At 42.6% G+C, this 14,801-nt stretch carries 10 protein-coding genes and 1 pseudogene; 3 read left to right on the forward strand and 8 right to left on the reverse strand.

Translation table 11 applies throughout. The features are described 5' to 3' along the window. The first annotated feature begins 7 nt into the window (after nt 1–7). Both R5H20_RS12055 and R5H20_RS12060 read left to right on the forward strand, forming a co-directional pair. Nucleotides 8–1,396: an aminotransferase-like domain-containing protein gene (locus tag R5H20_RS12055; protein ID WP_006637099.1), complete on the forward strand. Its 1,389-nt coding sequence runs from the start codon at nt 8–10 to the stop codon at nt 1,394–1,396. Nucleotides 1,397–1,622: 226 nt separating this feature from the next. Further along, nucleotides 1,623–2,435, forward strand: coding sequence for a DUF2262 domain-containing protein (locus tag R5H20_RS12060; RefSeq protein WP_006637100.1), 813 nt, complete (start codon nt 1,623–1,625; stop codon nt 2,433–2,435). 204 nt (nt 2,436–2,639) lie between these two features. On the opposite strand, the gene opuFB is transcribed toward R5H20_RS12060, so the two are convergent. Together opuFB and R5H20_RS12070 are read right to left on the reverse strand one after the other, a co-directional pair. After that, nucleotides 2,640–4,157, reverse strand: coding sequence for an osmoprotectant update ABC transporter permease/substrate-binding subunit OpuFB (opuFB, locus tag R5H20_RS12065; RefSeq protein ID WP_006637101.1), 1,518 nt, complete (start codon nt 4,155–4,157; stop codon nt 2,640–2,642). Then, on the reverse strand, nt 4,150–5,112 hold the full coding sequence (locus R5H20_RS12070) for an ABC transporter ATP-binding protein (RefSeq protein WP_006637102.1): 963 nt from the start codon (nt 5,110–5,112) through the stop codon (nt 4,150–4,152). Before R5H20_RS12070 ends, opuFB begins: the two co-directional genes overlap by 8 nt. Nucleotides 5,113–5,599: 487 nt before the next feature. Here R5H20_RS12070 and R5H20_RS12075 point away from each other — a divergent pair, with 487 nt between their 5' ends. Continuing rightward, nucleotides 5,600–6,019 carry a hemerythrin domain-containing protein gene (locus R5H20_RS12075; RefSeq protein WP_006637103.1) on the forward strand — a complete coding sequence of 140 codons (420 nt, stop codon included), beginning with the start codon at nt 5,600–5,602 and terminating at the stop codon, nt 6,017–6,019. Nucleotides 6,020–6,090: 71 nt separating this feature from the next. Here the strand turns inward: R5H20_RS12075 and narI are convergent, their stop codons facing one another. From narI to R5H20_RS12105, 6 genes and pseudogenes are all read right to left on the reverse strand, one after another. Next, nucleotides 6,091–6,810 (reverse strand): respiratory nitrate reductase subunit gamma, encoded by a 720-nt coding sequence (gene narI, locus R5H20_RS12080; protein ID WP_006637104.1) that lies wholly within the window; start codon nt 6,808–6,810, stop codon nt 6,091–6,093. Between the two features lie 20 nt (nt 6,811–6,830). Then, nucleotides 6,831–7,394, reverse strand: a complete 564-nt coding sequence (gene narJ / locus R5H20_RS12085) for a nitrate reductase molybdenum cofactor assembly chaperone (RefSeq protein WP_006637105.1) — start codon at nt 7,392–7,394, stop codon at nt 6,831–6,833. Continuing rightward, nucleotides 7,366–8,916, reverse strand: a complete 1,551-nt coding sequence (narH, locus tag R5H20_RS12090; RefSeq protein WP_006637106.1) for a nitrate reductase subunit beta — start codon at nt 8,914–8,916, stop codon at nt 7,366–7,368. Before narH ends, narJ begins: the two co-directional genes overlap by 29 nt. Next, nucleotides 8,906–12,589 carry a nitrate reductase subunit alpha gene (locus R5H20_RS12095; protein ID WP_006637107.1) on the reverse strand — a complete coding sequence of 1,228 codons (3,684 nt, stop codon included), beginning with the start codon at nt 12,587–12,589 and terminating at the stop codon, nt 8,906–8,908. The genes narH and R5H20_RS12095 overlap by 11 nt, the downstream gene beginning before the upstream one ends. Nucleotides 12,590–12,652: 63 nt before the next feature. Then, a complete protein-coding gene (locus R5H20_RS12100; RefSeq protein WP_006637108.1) occupies nt 12,653–14,149 on the reverse strand; it encodes a nitrate/nitrite transporter in 1,497 nt (498 codons plus the stop codon). Between the two features lie 226 nt (nt 14,150–14,375). Then, nucleotides 14,376–14,558 (reverse strand): annotated as a pseudogene (locus R5H20_RS12105) (nitric oxide dioxygenase); the annotation flags it as partial. Nucleotides 14,559–14,801 lie beyond the last annotated feature (243 nt).

A 14,801-nucleotide genomic window follows, 5' to 3' on the forward strand; every position in this document is an offset into this window, starting at 1 on the left:
GTGCAGTATGCCAGTAAATTCATTTGACAATTATCCAATGTCTTGGAAACCTGATAAGAAAGCATTAAAGCGTCCTTACTATTATTCGATTGCGGAGTTGCTTGAACAGGATATCATAAACGGCTTCTTGGCACCCGGGACAAAGCTGCCTCCGCAACGGGAATTGGCAGATTTTCTCGATTTGAACTTTACCACGATTACCCGTGCCTACAAACTGTGCGAGTTTAAAGGATTGATTTATGCAGTCACCGGAAGCGGCACCTTTGTTTCTCCTAATGCTGCCCGTTCTATTACCATTTCCGCAGATAACACCACAAACCTTATTGATTTTGGATTTGTAGCCTCTTTTGAGCAAACCAACGGCATCGTAGCCGAGGTTGCGCAAAAGGTTGCGGAGAAAAACTACTTAGAGAAGCTATTGAATTACAATGATCCGACAGGTATTCCGCATCAAAAAACGGCAGGGCTAAACTGGATGGAATCCTTCGGTATTCACGCAGACCAAGAGCATATAGCGATTGTTTCCGGCGCTCAAAATGCGTTGGCCATTGCGTTGATCTCCTTGTTTGAGCCCGGAAATCGCATTGCAACCGACTTATATACTTTTTCAAACTTTATTGAGTTGGCAAAGATGTTCCATATACAGTTAGTCCCCATTCCCGGAGACCAGTTTGGAATGCTGCCGGACGAGCTGGAAAAGCAGTGCTGCCAAACAAAAATTCACGGGATTTTTCTGATCCCCTCTTGCTCTAATCCGACCACAATCATGATTTCAGATTTTCGAAAGCATGAATTGGCGGCGATCATCCGCAAGCATCATTTAATTTTGATCGAGGATGACATCCATGCATTTCTGACGGCAGGCATTGTCTCCGATTATCGGCAGCCGATGTTCAATTTGCTTCCGGAACAGAGCGTTTATATTTGCAGCACCTCTAAGTCTTTATGCTCCGGATTAAGAGTCGCCTACATGGTCTATGGGGATGCCTTCCGCAAGAATATGTTACAGAGCATTTTTAACGTCAATGTCAAAACGTCTTCTTTAGATGCCGAGGTCATCACGGAGCTGATTTTATCAGGCAAGGCTCATGAAATTGTTTCGCAAAAGAAACAGCTTGCACAGTCTGCTAATGATCTTTATAAAGAATATTTTCCAGCGGGTCAGCCCGGTGAACATCCTCTCAGTTTTTACCGCTGGCTTTCTATTGAAGAGGATGTTGATTCATCACAGTTAGAAGTGGATTTGAAGATGCGCGGTATTCGTGTTTTTCATTCTGACCGTTTCCTCAGCGGGCAGACGACACGTGAAAAATATTTGCGCATTGCGCTTTCTTCTACAAACTCATTAGATGAGCTGAAACTGGGGTTGGACATACTAAAACAGTATCTCGGCTGATTCAGATGGATTAAGTAATCAGACACGACTAAAGTAAGATTTAGTTGTGTTTTTTTATTCCCGCTCCTGCCGCTTGTTCAGGCGCTTCCCCTGCTTGTCATACAGGAAATTGATTCTTTTTTATTGATGCTTTTGGTACAATTGGATTGGTGCTTCCAGTGTCCGATTAATGCGAAGAAATGCAGATCAACGACAGATATACATAGTGAAACAGGAGGAAGACAGTATGGGGAGATCGAGTCAAAAGAAGCAGTTTGAAAGGCGATTTAAGAACGAAGTGGTTGAGGTGGCCGCAGTCACCGGTCCATCCGGTATTGGAGCATGGAGAGCGAACGACGATGAAATGTGGAATGCCTCCATTCCGTTGATTGCCTGGAAAGAGCTCAGCGGCAGCAAGTCTGCTGTTCAGGAAGAGCTGCAGTTGGAATGGCTTGCCGATGATGACGAATGGCAAAAAACGAAAGATATATTGGAAGCGAATGCCGTTGTCAGACTGTATGTTCGTATGGGAGATCAGGCCATGACGCTTGTAAAGGTTGTAGATTCGGCCTATCAGGACGACGAATTGCAAAGTATTTTGAAGGAATCGCTGGAGCCGGTATATTACGAGGACGAGAAATTGGGCACCTTTGCGCTGTTCAAGTCGGTCAATGTGTTTGAGAAGGACATCACCTGGGCCGGACAACATGGAAAGCTCTACTTTGACTGGGATGAAGACGATCGGCAGATGAAGGCTTCGCTGGAAACCGCACATATTTTATTTCAAGACCAAGCGCATTGGAATGCGAAAATACGGGCTTACGCTGCCGAAGAATTGGTCGAACTGGCCAACGACTGGCTGCAGGATAATGATGAAGCGGAGGTTGACGAGATCACCAAGGAGATGTTTATCGCGCTTATGGAATTGAGCAGTATCAGTGTGTATCCTGAGGGAGACTTTGAAGTATTCTTTGATGACGGTGATATGTTTTGGGGACACTCGATCATTGTTAGCGGCAATCGAAACGGTACGTTTGAATCAGCTGAAATTGCCGGATAAAGCGGGACGTCCACTCATCTTTTTGGAAATTCATCATTCGTAAAAATGTTAGCCGCTTTCCTGAAATGATAAAAAGGGTGATGTTTGTGCATCACCCTTTTTAAGCCGCTGCAATTTTTTACATAGATTCCGAAGCTCTGCATATACTTATTTCTGCAAGAAACCAGCGTATAGCTTTTCTGATTGATGCCAGCCCTTGAGCGCCTACTTCAGTAGCCTTTCTTCTTGTAAAAACCCGCGGGCCACTTCTTCTGCAGGTTTGCCTTTAACGTTCACCTGATAATTCATTTCACGCATCTTGCGATCAGATATTTTTCCGGCCAGTTTATTTAATGCCTGTTCTATTTCAGGATATTTTTGCAGGGTTTCTTTTCTCAGCAAAGGTGCGCCCTGATATGGAGGAAATACATGTTTGTCATCTTTCAAAACAGACAAGTTATACTGTTCTAATTCACTGTCCGTTGAATAAGCATCTACCACCTGAATATCGCCTGTTTTGATTGCGTTGTACCGAAGCTTCGGCTCCATCGTGGCGACATTTGAAAATGTAATTCCATAAGTATTCTGGATACCGCGGTATCCATCTTCGCGGTCTGCAAACTCGAGTGTAAAACCGGCTTTGATGTTTTCCTGATGTTTTTTTAAGTCCGAAATCGTTTTTAAATGGTATTTTAGGGCCAGCTGTTTTGGTACTGCCAATGCATAAGTATTGTTATACGCCATCGGCTTTAACAACGTCATGTCAAATGTTTTGAGCATTCCTTTTCTTGCTTGTTCATAGACCTGTTTTTGATCTGTACTGACAGGAGTTTCTTTTAAAAACTCAGAGATTGCGGTGCCAGTAAATTCGGGATAAACATCTATGTCCCCTGATTTTAATGCTTGAAACACAAATGAAGTCTTGCCAAACCCCGGTTTTACTTCTACGTGTAAATCGGTATCTTCTTCAATCAAAAGCTTGTACATATTGATTAATATGTCAGGCTCAGAACCAAGTTTGCCCGCGATGACGATATGTTTGCCTCCCTGTCCGTAAGAAAATGACAAGGCCAAGATGATAATGGTCGCGGCTGCAAATCCCCCAATGCCGACTAATAATTTCTTAAATGACAGCTTTTCAAAGCTGCGGAGCAGAAAATCAAAAATGATGGCCAGGATGGCCGCCGGTATCGCTCCAAGTACAATGAGTTCAGTATTATTTCGGTCAATCCCAAGAAGAATGATATCACCTAAGCCTCCGGCGCCGATAAGGGCCGCCAGTGTTGCGGTGCCGACAATTAATACCATAGCCGTTCTTATGCCTGCCATGATAACCGGCATAGCCAAAGGAAGCTCTACCTTGATCAGCCTTTTTTGACTGTTCATCCCCATTGCTCTTGCCGCCTCTAGCAAAGATGGATCAATCTCTTTAATTCCTGTATATGTGTTTCTTAAAATCGGAAGCAATGCATAGACAATAAGAGCTATAATCGCAGGTACTTTCCCGATACCAACGATGGGAATCAGAAGGCCGAGAAGGGCCAGCGAGGGAATGGTTTGCAAAACGGCCGTTACCCCGATGATGCCTTCCGCTATTTTTGGCTTTCTCGTCAAATAAATACCGAGGGGAATCGATATCACAACTGCAAAAAAGAGTGCGATAAGTGAAATTTGAATGTGTTCCAGCAATGCATTTATCAATTGTCCTTTTCTTTCTGCTAAATCATGAAAAAAATTATTCATTCGCGCTGCCTCTCTTTTGCATGTGATGAGCCAGATATTGGATGATGCCTTTTCTGTCGATAGCCCCTATAATCTGGCCGTCGCGTTCTGCAAAGATGTGGTCATGATGTTCCAATTTACTCAAAACCTCTTGCAATGAAGTTGATACAGGCACTGTCTCAAAAGACCCCTCTTCCGTATATTCCATTTGCCGGACGATTTTTTCGAGATTCAGCCTCTCGTCGGTCAATCTTTCCTGCCCCCCAACGAAATCTTTTACAAAATCATTGGCGGGATGCATCAAAATTTCATCAGGTGTACCGATTTGCACAATTTCACCCTGATTCATAATGCAGATCCGGTCCCCCAGCTTTAAGGCTTCCTGCATATCATGAGTCACAAATACAATCGTTTTGTTTATGCTTTGTTGCAAATCCAGAAGATCATCCTGTAATTTCTCTCTTGTTATTGGATCAAGAGCGCTAAACGGTTCATCCATTAAAACCATTTCGGGGTCAGCAGCCAAGGCCCGTATCACGCCAATTCTTTGCTGCTGGCCTCCTGAAAGCTCATCAGGCCTTCTTTTGCGATATATGTCAGGTTTCAATCCGACCATTTCTAAAAGCTCGTCGACCCGCTGTTTCGTTTTTTCCCGGCTCCATTTTTTCAGTTCCGGAACGACTGCTATGTTTTCCTCGATACTCATATTCGGAAAAAGAGCGATTTGCTGAAGGACGTAGCCGATGTTCCACCGCAATTCATGAATATCATATTCGCTTATTTTTTGATCATTAATAAAAATCGTACCGTCAGACAGCTCGATTAAACGATTGATCATTTTTAGTACCGTTGTTTTTCCGCTGCCGCTGGGACCGATAATGACAAAGAATTCTCCTTTTTTGATGACTGCATTAAATGATTTCACAGCATAAGTTCCGGTTGTGTATTGCTTTGATACATTTTTGAATGTAATCATAAGTCACTTCCTATCATGTTCTAATCATAAATCCTGCGGGGGTGATGAGCTGACATCGCTTAATATGCTTGCAAGCTTCGGCATAGAATTCGCTTTGGTCTATCTCTTGCCCATTATAAATTATTTTTTGTCCTACTATTTTTGTATAAAATAAATAATATGTCTAGCCTTTTTTTCTGAACGCGTTCTTAATACTGTCTCTTTTAGACATGAATAAAAAACGTCGATGTATCTCAATTTATTGCCGGGAGTGTTCTGCTGACATTACAAACTTATAGGGATACGTTACAATGCTTGATTGGCTGAGGTTGGCATTGCAGGCGCGAAATCAGTGTGACAGTTATCGGCTATACATCGAGGACATTGTTGAGAAGGAAAAGGTCTATTTGATGTTGTTTTCCCGCTGGATGACATGTCACCCTTGTTTGAGCATGAAAATATCTGTTCATACTGGATGTGAACGTTCAGAAAAAAGGAGGCTTGCTTTATGTCAGGACCGTCTTTAAACAAATTGGGCGCCCATAGATCGATCCATGATGGTGCCGTAACCGAAGGAAGAGATTTGATGGAAGTATTGGAACGTGTTTATCGTGAAAAACACGAAAAACACGCCATGATTGCAGCGAAGGCTCTTCTGGATCATTGGGAAACTCGTACAATTGCACACGCCGACTCGGAAGAAGAAGGGTTGTACAAGAGAAAACTTGAAGATAATCCAGATATCTCCCATACATTGAGCATGCTCAAGCGTGACCATGATTTGCTTCGCATTCTTGTAAGCGAGATTAAAGAACTGCTGGATGGACAGGGAGTAACTGATGACGTGCTCGACCGCTTTAAAGCGATCTATGTTCTGGTTCAAATACATAATCGGGATGAAGAGGCCCATTTGCTGGATCATCATTAAGCATTTGGGAAACCATCCTCAAATTCAGCCACTTTGGATTATGCCGAAGTGGCTTTTTGATCTGCAAAAAACTAATTTTTCCGCTCCATATATTTCAGTGCTTTTTTCGGATTCATTTTTCGATATACGATATACTTCCGCGACAGATATTCTAAAGGCAGACTCCATACATGGACTAATCTCGTATACGGCCAAACAGCAAATAACACAAATGCTGCCAAAATGTGAAGTTGAAACCCCAGCGGTGCATCCATCACTAAATATGGTGAAGGCTGAAAACTCAAAACTCCCCTGAACCATGGGCCTATGGTTGCCCGATAATCAAACTCTCCTCCGGTTGCCGTATAGCCGACAGTATTCGTAAATCCAACAACCGTCACAACTCCGATGAGGAGTAGTACATACAGATCTTTCTTTGAGCTGTTCCTCCTTACCCTTTTGCTTTTAAGCCGGCGTACTGTCAACAATGCTCCGCCAACAACCATCATTACTCCAGCGGCTCCTCCGAACCATATGGCGCCAAAATGATACATCTGTTCAGTAATGCCGACAACATCATAAAATCCTTTAGGAATCAACACCCCTGCCACATGTCCGAAGAAAACAAAAATGACACCATAATGAAACAGTGTACTCCCCCATTTTAATAAATGATCCTTTTGGATAAATTCGCTTGATTGAGCTGACCATCCGAACTGATCTGTATTATAACGATGGATGTGACCGACAACAAAAATCGTCAATGATAAATAGGGAATGATCACCCATAAGAAATAATCTAATTCCGTCATAATGATCCCTCCAATTTGATTTAGCCTGCATGATGACCCAGGTCGTTTTCATTAGATGGCAAATATGCCGCAATGGCTGTTAAACAGGCCTTTAATAAAAAGCCATACGGATTATCCTCTTTTTCAAGTTCTGTCAGTAATTGATCGATTGCTTTTTTGTGAATTAAAAACACTTTTTGAACAAAGTCTTTATCAGCAATGGAGGCAAACTCTAAAATAAGGGGTAAATAGTCAGGCAATTCATCGTTTTTAATGTAAAACCCGGCTTTTGCAAACTCCATTTTCAGTTTTACAAAAGCCAGCCCGCGCTCTCTATTCTCTCCAAATCTTCCATGGGTTAAATAAAGGGTTTTTTGTTCGCTAAAGTCGAACCATCGAACATAATTCTCGCACAATATTTTGTAAGGGGTTTCATTCGCATAGGCCAAAAACTGACGGAGACAGTGTTTCATTCCTTTGTTTGCGATCTCATCCACAAGCTCGTCCGCTTCTTCCGATTCAGTCCATTCTTTTTCCGGATATCTCAAGAATAATGAACAAAGCTTAAACACGAGTCTATTTTCTTCCATCCATTGCATTTCCATTTAGATCACTCCAATATTCTTCACTGAATGCGTATAAATCTTCATATTTTTCAGTGCCTAAACTGCAGCCTGAGCAGCCTTCCATAAAGTCGTAGCCTGCTGAACCTTGACCGGAATACATATTGCCGGCCTCTTCCCGATGAGATTTTGGAATGACATAACGATCATTGTATTTCGCTATCGCGGATAACTCATACAATTCTACGGCTGTTTCTTCCGTTAAACCGGCATCTTTAAGGATGGCTTGATCAAATGATTGCTTTAGGTTAACGCTTCTCATATAACTCCTCATGGCAACCATTTTCTTTAACACCCGTTCAATTACTTTTGTATCCCCTGCGGACATTAGATTTGCAAGATATTGGATGGGGATTCGGAATTGCTTGATCGTCGGAAAAATGATTTTTGGATCTAATGTATCAATTTGACCGCCGAATGTATTGGTAATAGGGCTCAAAGGCGGAATGTACCATACCATCGGCAAGGTTCTGTATTCAGGATGCAGAGGCAATGCCACCTTATATTCGACTGCAAGCTTATATACGGGGGACGCTTGGGCTGCTTCTATCCAATCTTCCGGAATCCCGTCTTTTTTTGCCTGCCTCACGACTTCTGGATCTTTTGGGTCCAAAAAAAGATCTACATGTGATTCATATAAATCCTGTGGATTTTCAACAGATGCCGCTTCTTCTATTTTATCTGCGTCATAAAGCACAATGCCGATATAGCGCAAGCGCCCGACACACGTTTCAGAACAAACTGTTGGCTGGCCATTTTCAATACGCGGAAAACAAAACGTGCACTTTTCAGCTTTATTTGTCTTCCAGTTAAAATAAACTTTCTTATACGGACAGCCTGACATACAAAAACGCCAGCTGCGGCATGAATCCTCATCAACAAGCACGATACCGTCTTCATCCCGCTTGTAAATAGCTCCCGACGGACAAGATGAAAGGCATGATGGATTGATGCAATGTTCGCAGATTCTCGGCAAATACATCATAAATGCTTGTTCATACTCTTGAATGACTTGTTCATCAACATTGTGCATGTTCGGGTCTTTTTGAGCCGTTTCATAAACACCTGCAAGATCGTCTTCCCAGTTCGGCCCCCATTTTAAATCGATGTATTCGCCGGTAAGCTGGGAGATAGGCCTTGCCACCGGCTGATGTTTTTTCTGCGGACTTTTGATTAAATTTTCGTAATCATAGGTCCAAGGCTCATAATAATCATCAATTCGAGTTAAATCAGGGTTGTAAAAAATATTCAGCAGCTTTTTGGCGCGGCCGCCGGCTTTCAGTTCGATCTTCCCGTTTTTTAACTCCCAGCCTCCGCGTTGGGTTTCTTGGTTTTCCCATTCTCTCGGGTATCCGACACCCGGTTTTGTTTCAACATTGTTCCACCACATATACTCGGCGCCTGTACGATTTGTCCACGTATTATTACATGTCACACTGCACGTATGGCAGCCGATACATTTGTCAAGGTTCATTACCATGCCAAATTGCGCCTTAATCTTCAAGCCAATCCACCTCGTTTCGTTCTAATTTCCGAATAACGACTTGTTCATCTCTCTGGTTTCCGGTCGGACCATAGTAATTAAATCCGTAGCTAAGCTGGGCGTATCCCCCTATCATTTGCGTCGGCTTAACGTGAATCCTTGTCGGGCTATTAAAAGTCCCTCCGCGTTCTTTCGTTATTTTTGACCCGGGAACGTTAATCGTTCTGTCCTGAACATGATACATAAATGCTACCCCTCTCGGTAATCGATGGCTGACAACAGCCCTGGCGACGACGACACCGTTGCGGTTGTACATTTCAAGCCAATCATTATCACGTATACCCACAGTTGCCGCATCTTTATTATTCATCCACACATGCGGTCCGCCCCGGAACAGCGTAAGCATCGGCAATGTGTCATAGTATGTGCTATGGTATGACCATTTAAAATGCGGCGTTAAATAGCGCAGTTTGATCTCCTGTGTTGTTGATGCGGGCTGACCATCTTTATTATAGAAAGCAGCTTTTCTTAAAGGCGCTTTAAAAGTCGGCAGATCTTCTCCGAATTCCTGCATGATTTCATGGTCAAGGAAAAAGTGCTGCCTGCCGGTTAATGTGCGGAATGGAATAAGCCGTTCTATATTTGTCGTAAAAGGTGAGTAACGGCGATTTCCTGTTTCAGTACCGCTATATACCGGAGATGATAATACTTTTCTCGGCTGGGCGGAAATTTCATCAAATGAGATATGCTCTTCTGCACGTTCAATGGCCAGATCCTTTAGTTTTTGTCCCGTTTTCTTTTCCAATGTATCCCAAGCTTTCATCGCGAGCGAACCGTTTGTCGTACTGGATAATGTCAGGATAGCCTCTGCAGCGTTTCGGTCTGCTGAGATGTCGGGGCAATCTTTATATTCTTTTGTACTTTTCGCCGTGCCTAATATATCTTTTAATTCGTCATACTCCTCTTTGGCATCCCAGCTTAGCCCCTTTGCTCCGATTTTTTCCCGTATATTCGGTCCCAGCGCAATGAATTTATCGTATACTTTGGTAAATTGTCTTTCCACGACATGAATGCGTGGAAAATTCTCTCCAGGAACAGGTTCGCTTTCACCCTTTTTCCAATCGGGGATCAATCCTAAAGCCTGTGACGTCTCATCCGGCGTATCATGAAGAAGTGGTGTGGCCACAATATCTTTTACTATCTCCGGAAGGTATTTTTCAGCTAAAGTTTGAAATGTTTTGGCCAACTTTTTAAATGTATCCCAATCAGACCGGCTTTCCCATGGAGGTGTAATCGCCGGATTGAATGGGTGAATAAAAGGATGCATATCGGTTGAGCTGATATCATACTTTTCGTACCAGGTTGCAGCCGGCAAGACAATATCGGAATACAATCCTGTGCCAGACATCCGAAAATCCAGATTGATTAATAAATCGAGCTTTCCTTCTTGTGCAACCGATGTTGCATCTACCTCTTCTGTGTGCAGGGATTGATCTTGGTCTCCTAAAATGCTTGAATGTGTACCGAGCAGGTGTTTTAGGAAGTATTCATGCCCCTTTGCAGAACTTCCAATTAAATTCCCGCGCCATACAAATAACGTTTTTGGAAAATTAACGGGATTGCTCGGCTCTTCAATTGCAAATTTCATTTGGCCATTTTTAATTTGATCCACAACATACTTTACGGCTTCATCGTTACTGGCTGCCTTCGCCTCTTCATATAATCTAATGGGGTTTTTATTAAACTGCGGATAGGAAGGAAGCCATCCCAATCTTGCGGCGAGCACATTATAATCTCCAAGATGATGGTATCTGGGCTTGTCGACTAACGGTGAAATTAAATCTGAAGACTTTTGGTCTTCATACCGCCACTGCTCTGTGACGAAATAAAAGAAAGAGGTTCCATTTTGTAAACGCGGCGGGCCTCCCCAGTCACGAGCCATCGCGACAGTTTGCCATCCTTCAAGGGGCCGCACTTTTTCCTGGCCGACATAATGTGCCCAGCCACCGCCGTTTACTCCCTGTGAGCCCGTTAGCAAAACAAGGTTAAGGATCGCCCTGTAAATGGTGTCGGAATGATACCAATGATTGATGCCCGACCCCATAATAATCATCGAACGTCCTTTGCTATCAACAGCATTTTGAGCGAATTCTCTTGCGATTTGAGCGACGAGCTTGCGGTCGATACCTGTTATTTGTTCCTGCCATGCGGGAGTGTATGGTGTGGGATCATCATAATCTTTTGGATAATCACCAGGCAAACCGCGATTTACGCCTGTTTGCGCCAGCATGAGATCAAACACTGTAGTGACATAAACGGTTTCGCTATTTTGTTGAATTGCCTTGACTGGTACTCCGCGTGACATAATTTGCTTTTGTTCTTGGCCGAAGTAAGGAAACTGAAGCAGTACGCTTTTGTCTTCTATTCCTAGAAAGGTGAGTGCAGGCTCAAGATCTCCGAGCTGATTTTCAGTATCTTTCAGGTGTAAATTCCACTCTCCCCCTTCCGACCAGCGGTGGCCCATGGTTCCATTAGGAGCAGCGTATTGATTTGAATTTTTATCAAATACAATGGTTTTCCATTCTGCCTTGGTTACGTTCATCCCCAGATCGCTTGCGCGTAAAAATCGATCTGTTTTATAGTGGTTGCCATGTTTCTTTAATGTGATTAAAAAAGGCAAATCAGTATATTTTTTTATATAATCCTCAAAATACGGCGTTTTTTTATCAACATAAAATTCCTTGAGAACGATATGTGTCATTGCCATCGCTAGCGCTGCATCCATACCTGGACTAATGTTTAACCAATGGTCGGCAAACTTCACAAACTCAGCATAGTCCGGACTTATAGAAACCACTTTTGTACCGTTGTACCTTGCCTCTACGTAGAAATGCGCATCAGGAGTTCTCGTTTGCGGCAAATTAGAGCCCCAAACTAATATGTAGCTTGAATTATACCAGTCAGAGCTTTCAGGAACATCTGTTTGTTCGCCCCACACCTGCGGTGATGCTGGCGGCAGATCGGCATACCAATCGTAAAAGCTGAGAAGCGGTGCGCCAATTAAGTTTAAAAACCTGGCGCCGCCCGCATAACTAACCATGGACATCGCCGGAATCGGAGAAAAACCAATAATGCGATCAGGGCCATATGTTTTAATTGTATACATCAATTGAGAAGCAATCATCATGTTGACTTCGTCCCAGTTTCCCCTGACAAATCCGCCTTTGCCGCGGGCTGACTTGTATGTCTTCTGCAAATCTGGATTTTCAGAAATGATTTTCCATGCCTCTACAGGGTCGTTTGTTTGTTGCACCGCTTCCCTCCAGACCTTCAACAATGCACTTCTCACATACGGGTAGCGGACACGGATGGGACTGTATGTATACCATGAGAAACTTGCACCGCGCGGACATCCTCTCGGTTCATATTCCGGCATATTCGGCCCTGTCGTCGGATAGTCTGTTTGTTGTGTTTCCCAAGTAATGATTCCGTCTTTCACATGGACTTTCCAGCTGCACGAACCGGTGCAATTCACGCCATGGGTGGTGCGAACCACTTTATCATGCTGCCATCTTTTTCGGTAGTATTTCTCAGATTCGCGGTCTGCGGCAGATAGAGTGCTGTGAGTGTTGAGATCAGTGGTGCGTCCAAAAAAAGTCAGCTTTTTAAGCAATGGGGACATTTTTTTCTTCATGATGATACTCCCTTTCGATTGTTTTACTAAGCCCGTATACAGTAAGCTTCCCTGCAGTTTGTTTTATTTTGTTTGCGAAATATCGCTAAAGATTGCTACGTAATACATGACTTCGCCAGCATCGTTATCCACTGCACTGATTGTCAGCCATTCGAGATATTCTTCGCCGTTTTTACGCTTATTCCAAATTTCACCCTGCCAATATCCGTTTTTCTCGAGTTCATCCCACATCGCTTTATAAAAACTTTTGTCATGTCTTCCAGACCTTAAGAGCCGGGGGGTTTTGCCGACAGCTTCTTCTTTTTTGTATCCTGTTACGGCACTAAATGCGGGATTTACTTTTTGAATCATGCCTTTAGTATCTGTAACCATTACTCCTTGACCTGTGCTTTCAACGATGTTGTCCGCCAGTCTGAGCTTGTCTGAATAAAACATCCATATCACGATAATTAAGCTTGCTAAAGCAAATTCAGATAATGCCATGAAACCAATCGCATAATTTCCAGTCATCTGATTGACAGTTGTTAGAATAAGGGGTGGAAAAAATCCCCCAAGTCCTCCCATGGCTGAAACGATTCCGTTAACAATTCCGCCTTGCTTTGAAAAATATAGAGGTACAAGTTTAAACGTTGTTCCATTTCCAATCCCCGAACAAACAGCAACTGTTAAAACTCCCACGGTATATAATGTAATCGTTGGGGAAAAAGACAGTAATATACCTGAGAAAGTTAAACCCGAAAATACAATGATAAGAACTTTAAACGGATTGAATTGATCTCCGAGCCACCCTCCAAGAGGACGCACCAATGTGCATATGGTGATAAACCCCGCTGTGCGCAATCCTGCATCCACTTCACTAAGCTTAAATTGGGTTACTAAAAAATTAGGAAGATATACGGTAAATGCAACAAATGAGCCGAATGTTATAAAATAAAAAAGACTGAGGAACCATAGCTTCTCATCCCGATAAACATTGATGATTTGCTCCTTTAAAGCTGTTTTCACTTTCGGTTCATGTTTATCCCCCAATAAGAAATTTAGGGCAGCCAATAGAATGAGCGGAATGAGAAAAAGCCTGACAGTAACTTCCCAGCCTAATTGATTTGCAAGAACAGGTGCTCCAAACGAAGTAAACGCTGTTCCAATATTGCCGACTCCATAAATTCCATTGACAAATCCATGCCGATCTTTTGGATAGTACTTCGGTAAAGAAGTAACACCGACCGAAAATATCGCTCCTCCAACCCCTAAAAAAAGACCGGATATTAATAAATCAGTAAAAGAGTCGGCCAGACTTAAATAATAGACGGGCAGGATTAAAAATAAGAGGCTTATAAGAAGAATCAGCTTCGCTCCAAATCGATTCGTCCAATAACCAATCGGCACCCGAAGAACAGATCCGAGAATGACCGGAATGGCCGTCACCCATGATAATTGAATTGATGACAGGGAGATATCTTCTTTGATATATGTCATTAATGAGGAAATCACAACCCATACCATAAACCCCACAATTAGGCTCAATGTTTGAAGAGGCAGCTGGATTTTAGTTCGTTTCATTTTGGATGCCCTTTCTTATCATTTTATGTATTTTCAATATCCCCAAATCATTAGCTGTTATGCATTTATTTCCACTCGTTTAATAAAGAAGCCCCCCTTCTACAACAATTTCAACTTCTTTCGCAGGACTGTTAGTTTTGCAAATGAAATATTCCAGGGGCGGCGATGTTCACGAATGGTAAAGATATGCGGAAACCAAAAAAGCTGTAACAGGGTGAGGCTCAGTTCATTCTTCCCCTAAAATAGCGATCGGGTTAAATACTTCATAGTGGATGTTGTTTTTCGGCACACCCCATTGCTTCAGCGCATTGTTAATAGCCTTCATAAAGGAAATCGGCCCGCAAAAATAAAAATTAGCATCCTTGTCTGGAAGAATGGATTGCAGCCATTCCAAGTCAATATAACCTTCCTATATAAATATAAAGGCCAAGAAAAACACAAAAGCGCAAAATATCAGTGTTTTTGCTGTTCTTTGCAAGGGGTTTTCGAAGAGTTTTCAGAATTAAACCGATTTTTTGGTATCAAAAATTTGCTATCACAGACATCGCTGTATAAAGGAGATGACAGCATGAATGACAACTTAAACACTGATTTAGATTACCCATATTAACAATCAAATAACAAATATAGAATTTTATCATGATTTAAAAAT

The sequence above is a fragment of the Bacillus sp. KICET-3 genome (assembly GCF_033261025.1).
Taxonomy (GTDB): domain Bacteria; phylum Bacillota; class Bacilli; order Bacillales; family Bacillaceae; genus Bacillus; species Bacillus sonorensis.

What these genes read in the sequence shown, in the direction of transcription:
- R5H20_RS12055 (WP_006637099.1), top strand. Translation starts at nt 8, where the DNA reads ATGCCAGTAAATTCATTTGACAATTATCCAATGTCTTGGAAACCTGAT.
- R5H20_RS12060 (WP_006637100.1), top strand. Translation starts at nt 1,623, where the DNA reads ATGGGGAGATCGAGTCAAAAGAAGCAGTTTGAAAGGCGATTTAAGAAC.
- opuFB (WP_006637101.1), bottom strand. Translation starts at nt 4,157, where the DNA reads ATGAATAATTTTTTTCATGATTTAGCAGAAAGAAAAGGACAATTGATA.
- R5H20_RS12070 (WP_006637102.1), bottom strand. Translation starts at nt 5,112, where the DNA reads ATGATTACATTCAAAAATGTATCAAAGCAATACACAACCGGAACTTAT.
- R5H20_RS12075 (WP_006637103.1), top strand. Translation starts at nt 5,600, where the DNA reads ATGTCAGGACCGTCTTTAAACAAATTGGGCGCCCATAGATCGATCCAT.
- narI (WP_006637104.1), bottom strand. Translation starts at nt 6,810, where the DNA reads ATGACGGAATTAGATTATTTCTTATGGGTGATCATTCCCTATTTATCA.
- narJ (WP_006637105.1), bottom strand. Translation starts at nt 7,394, where the DNA reads ATGGAAATGCAATGGATGGAAGAAAATAGACTCGTGTTTAAGCTTTGT.
- R5H20_RS12095 (WP_006637107.1), bottom strand. Translation starts at nt 12,589, where the DNA reads ATGAAGAAAAAAATGTCCCCATTGCTTAAAAAGCTGACTTTTTTTGGA.
- R5H20_RS12100 (WP_006637108.1), bottom strand. Translation starts at nt 14,149, where the DNA reads ATGAAACGAACTAAAATCCAGCTGCCTCTTCAAACATTGAGCCTAATT.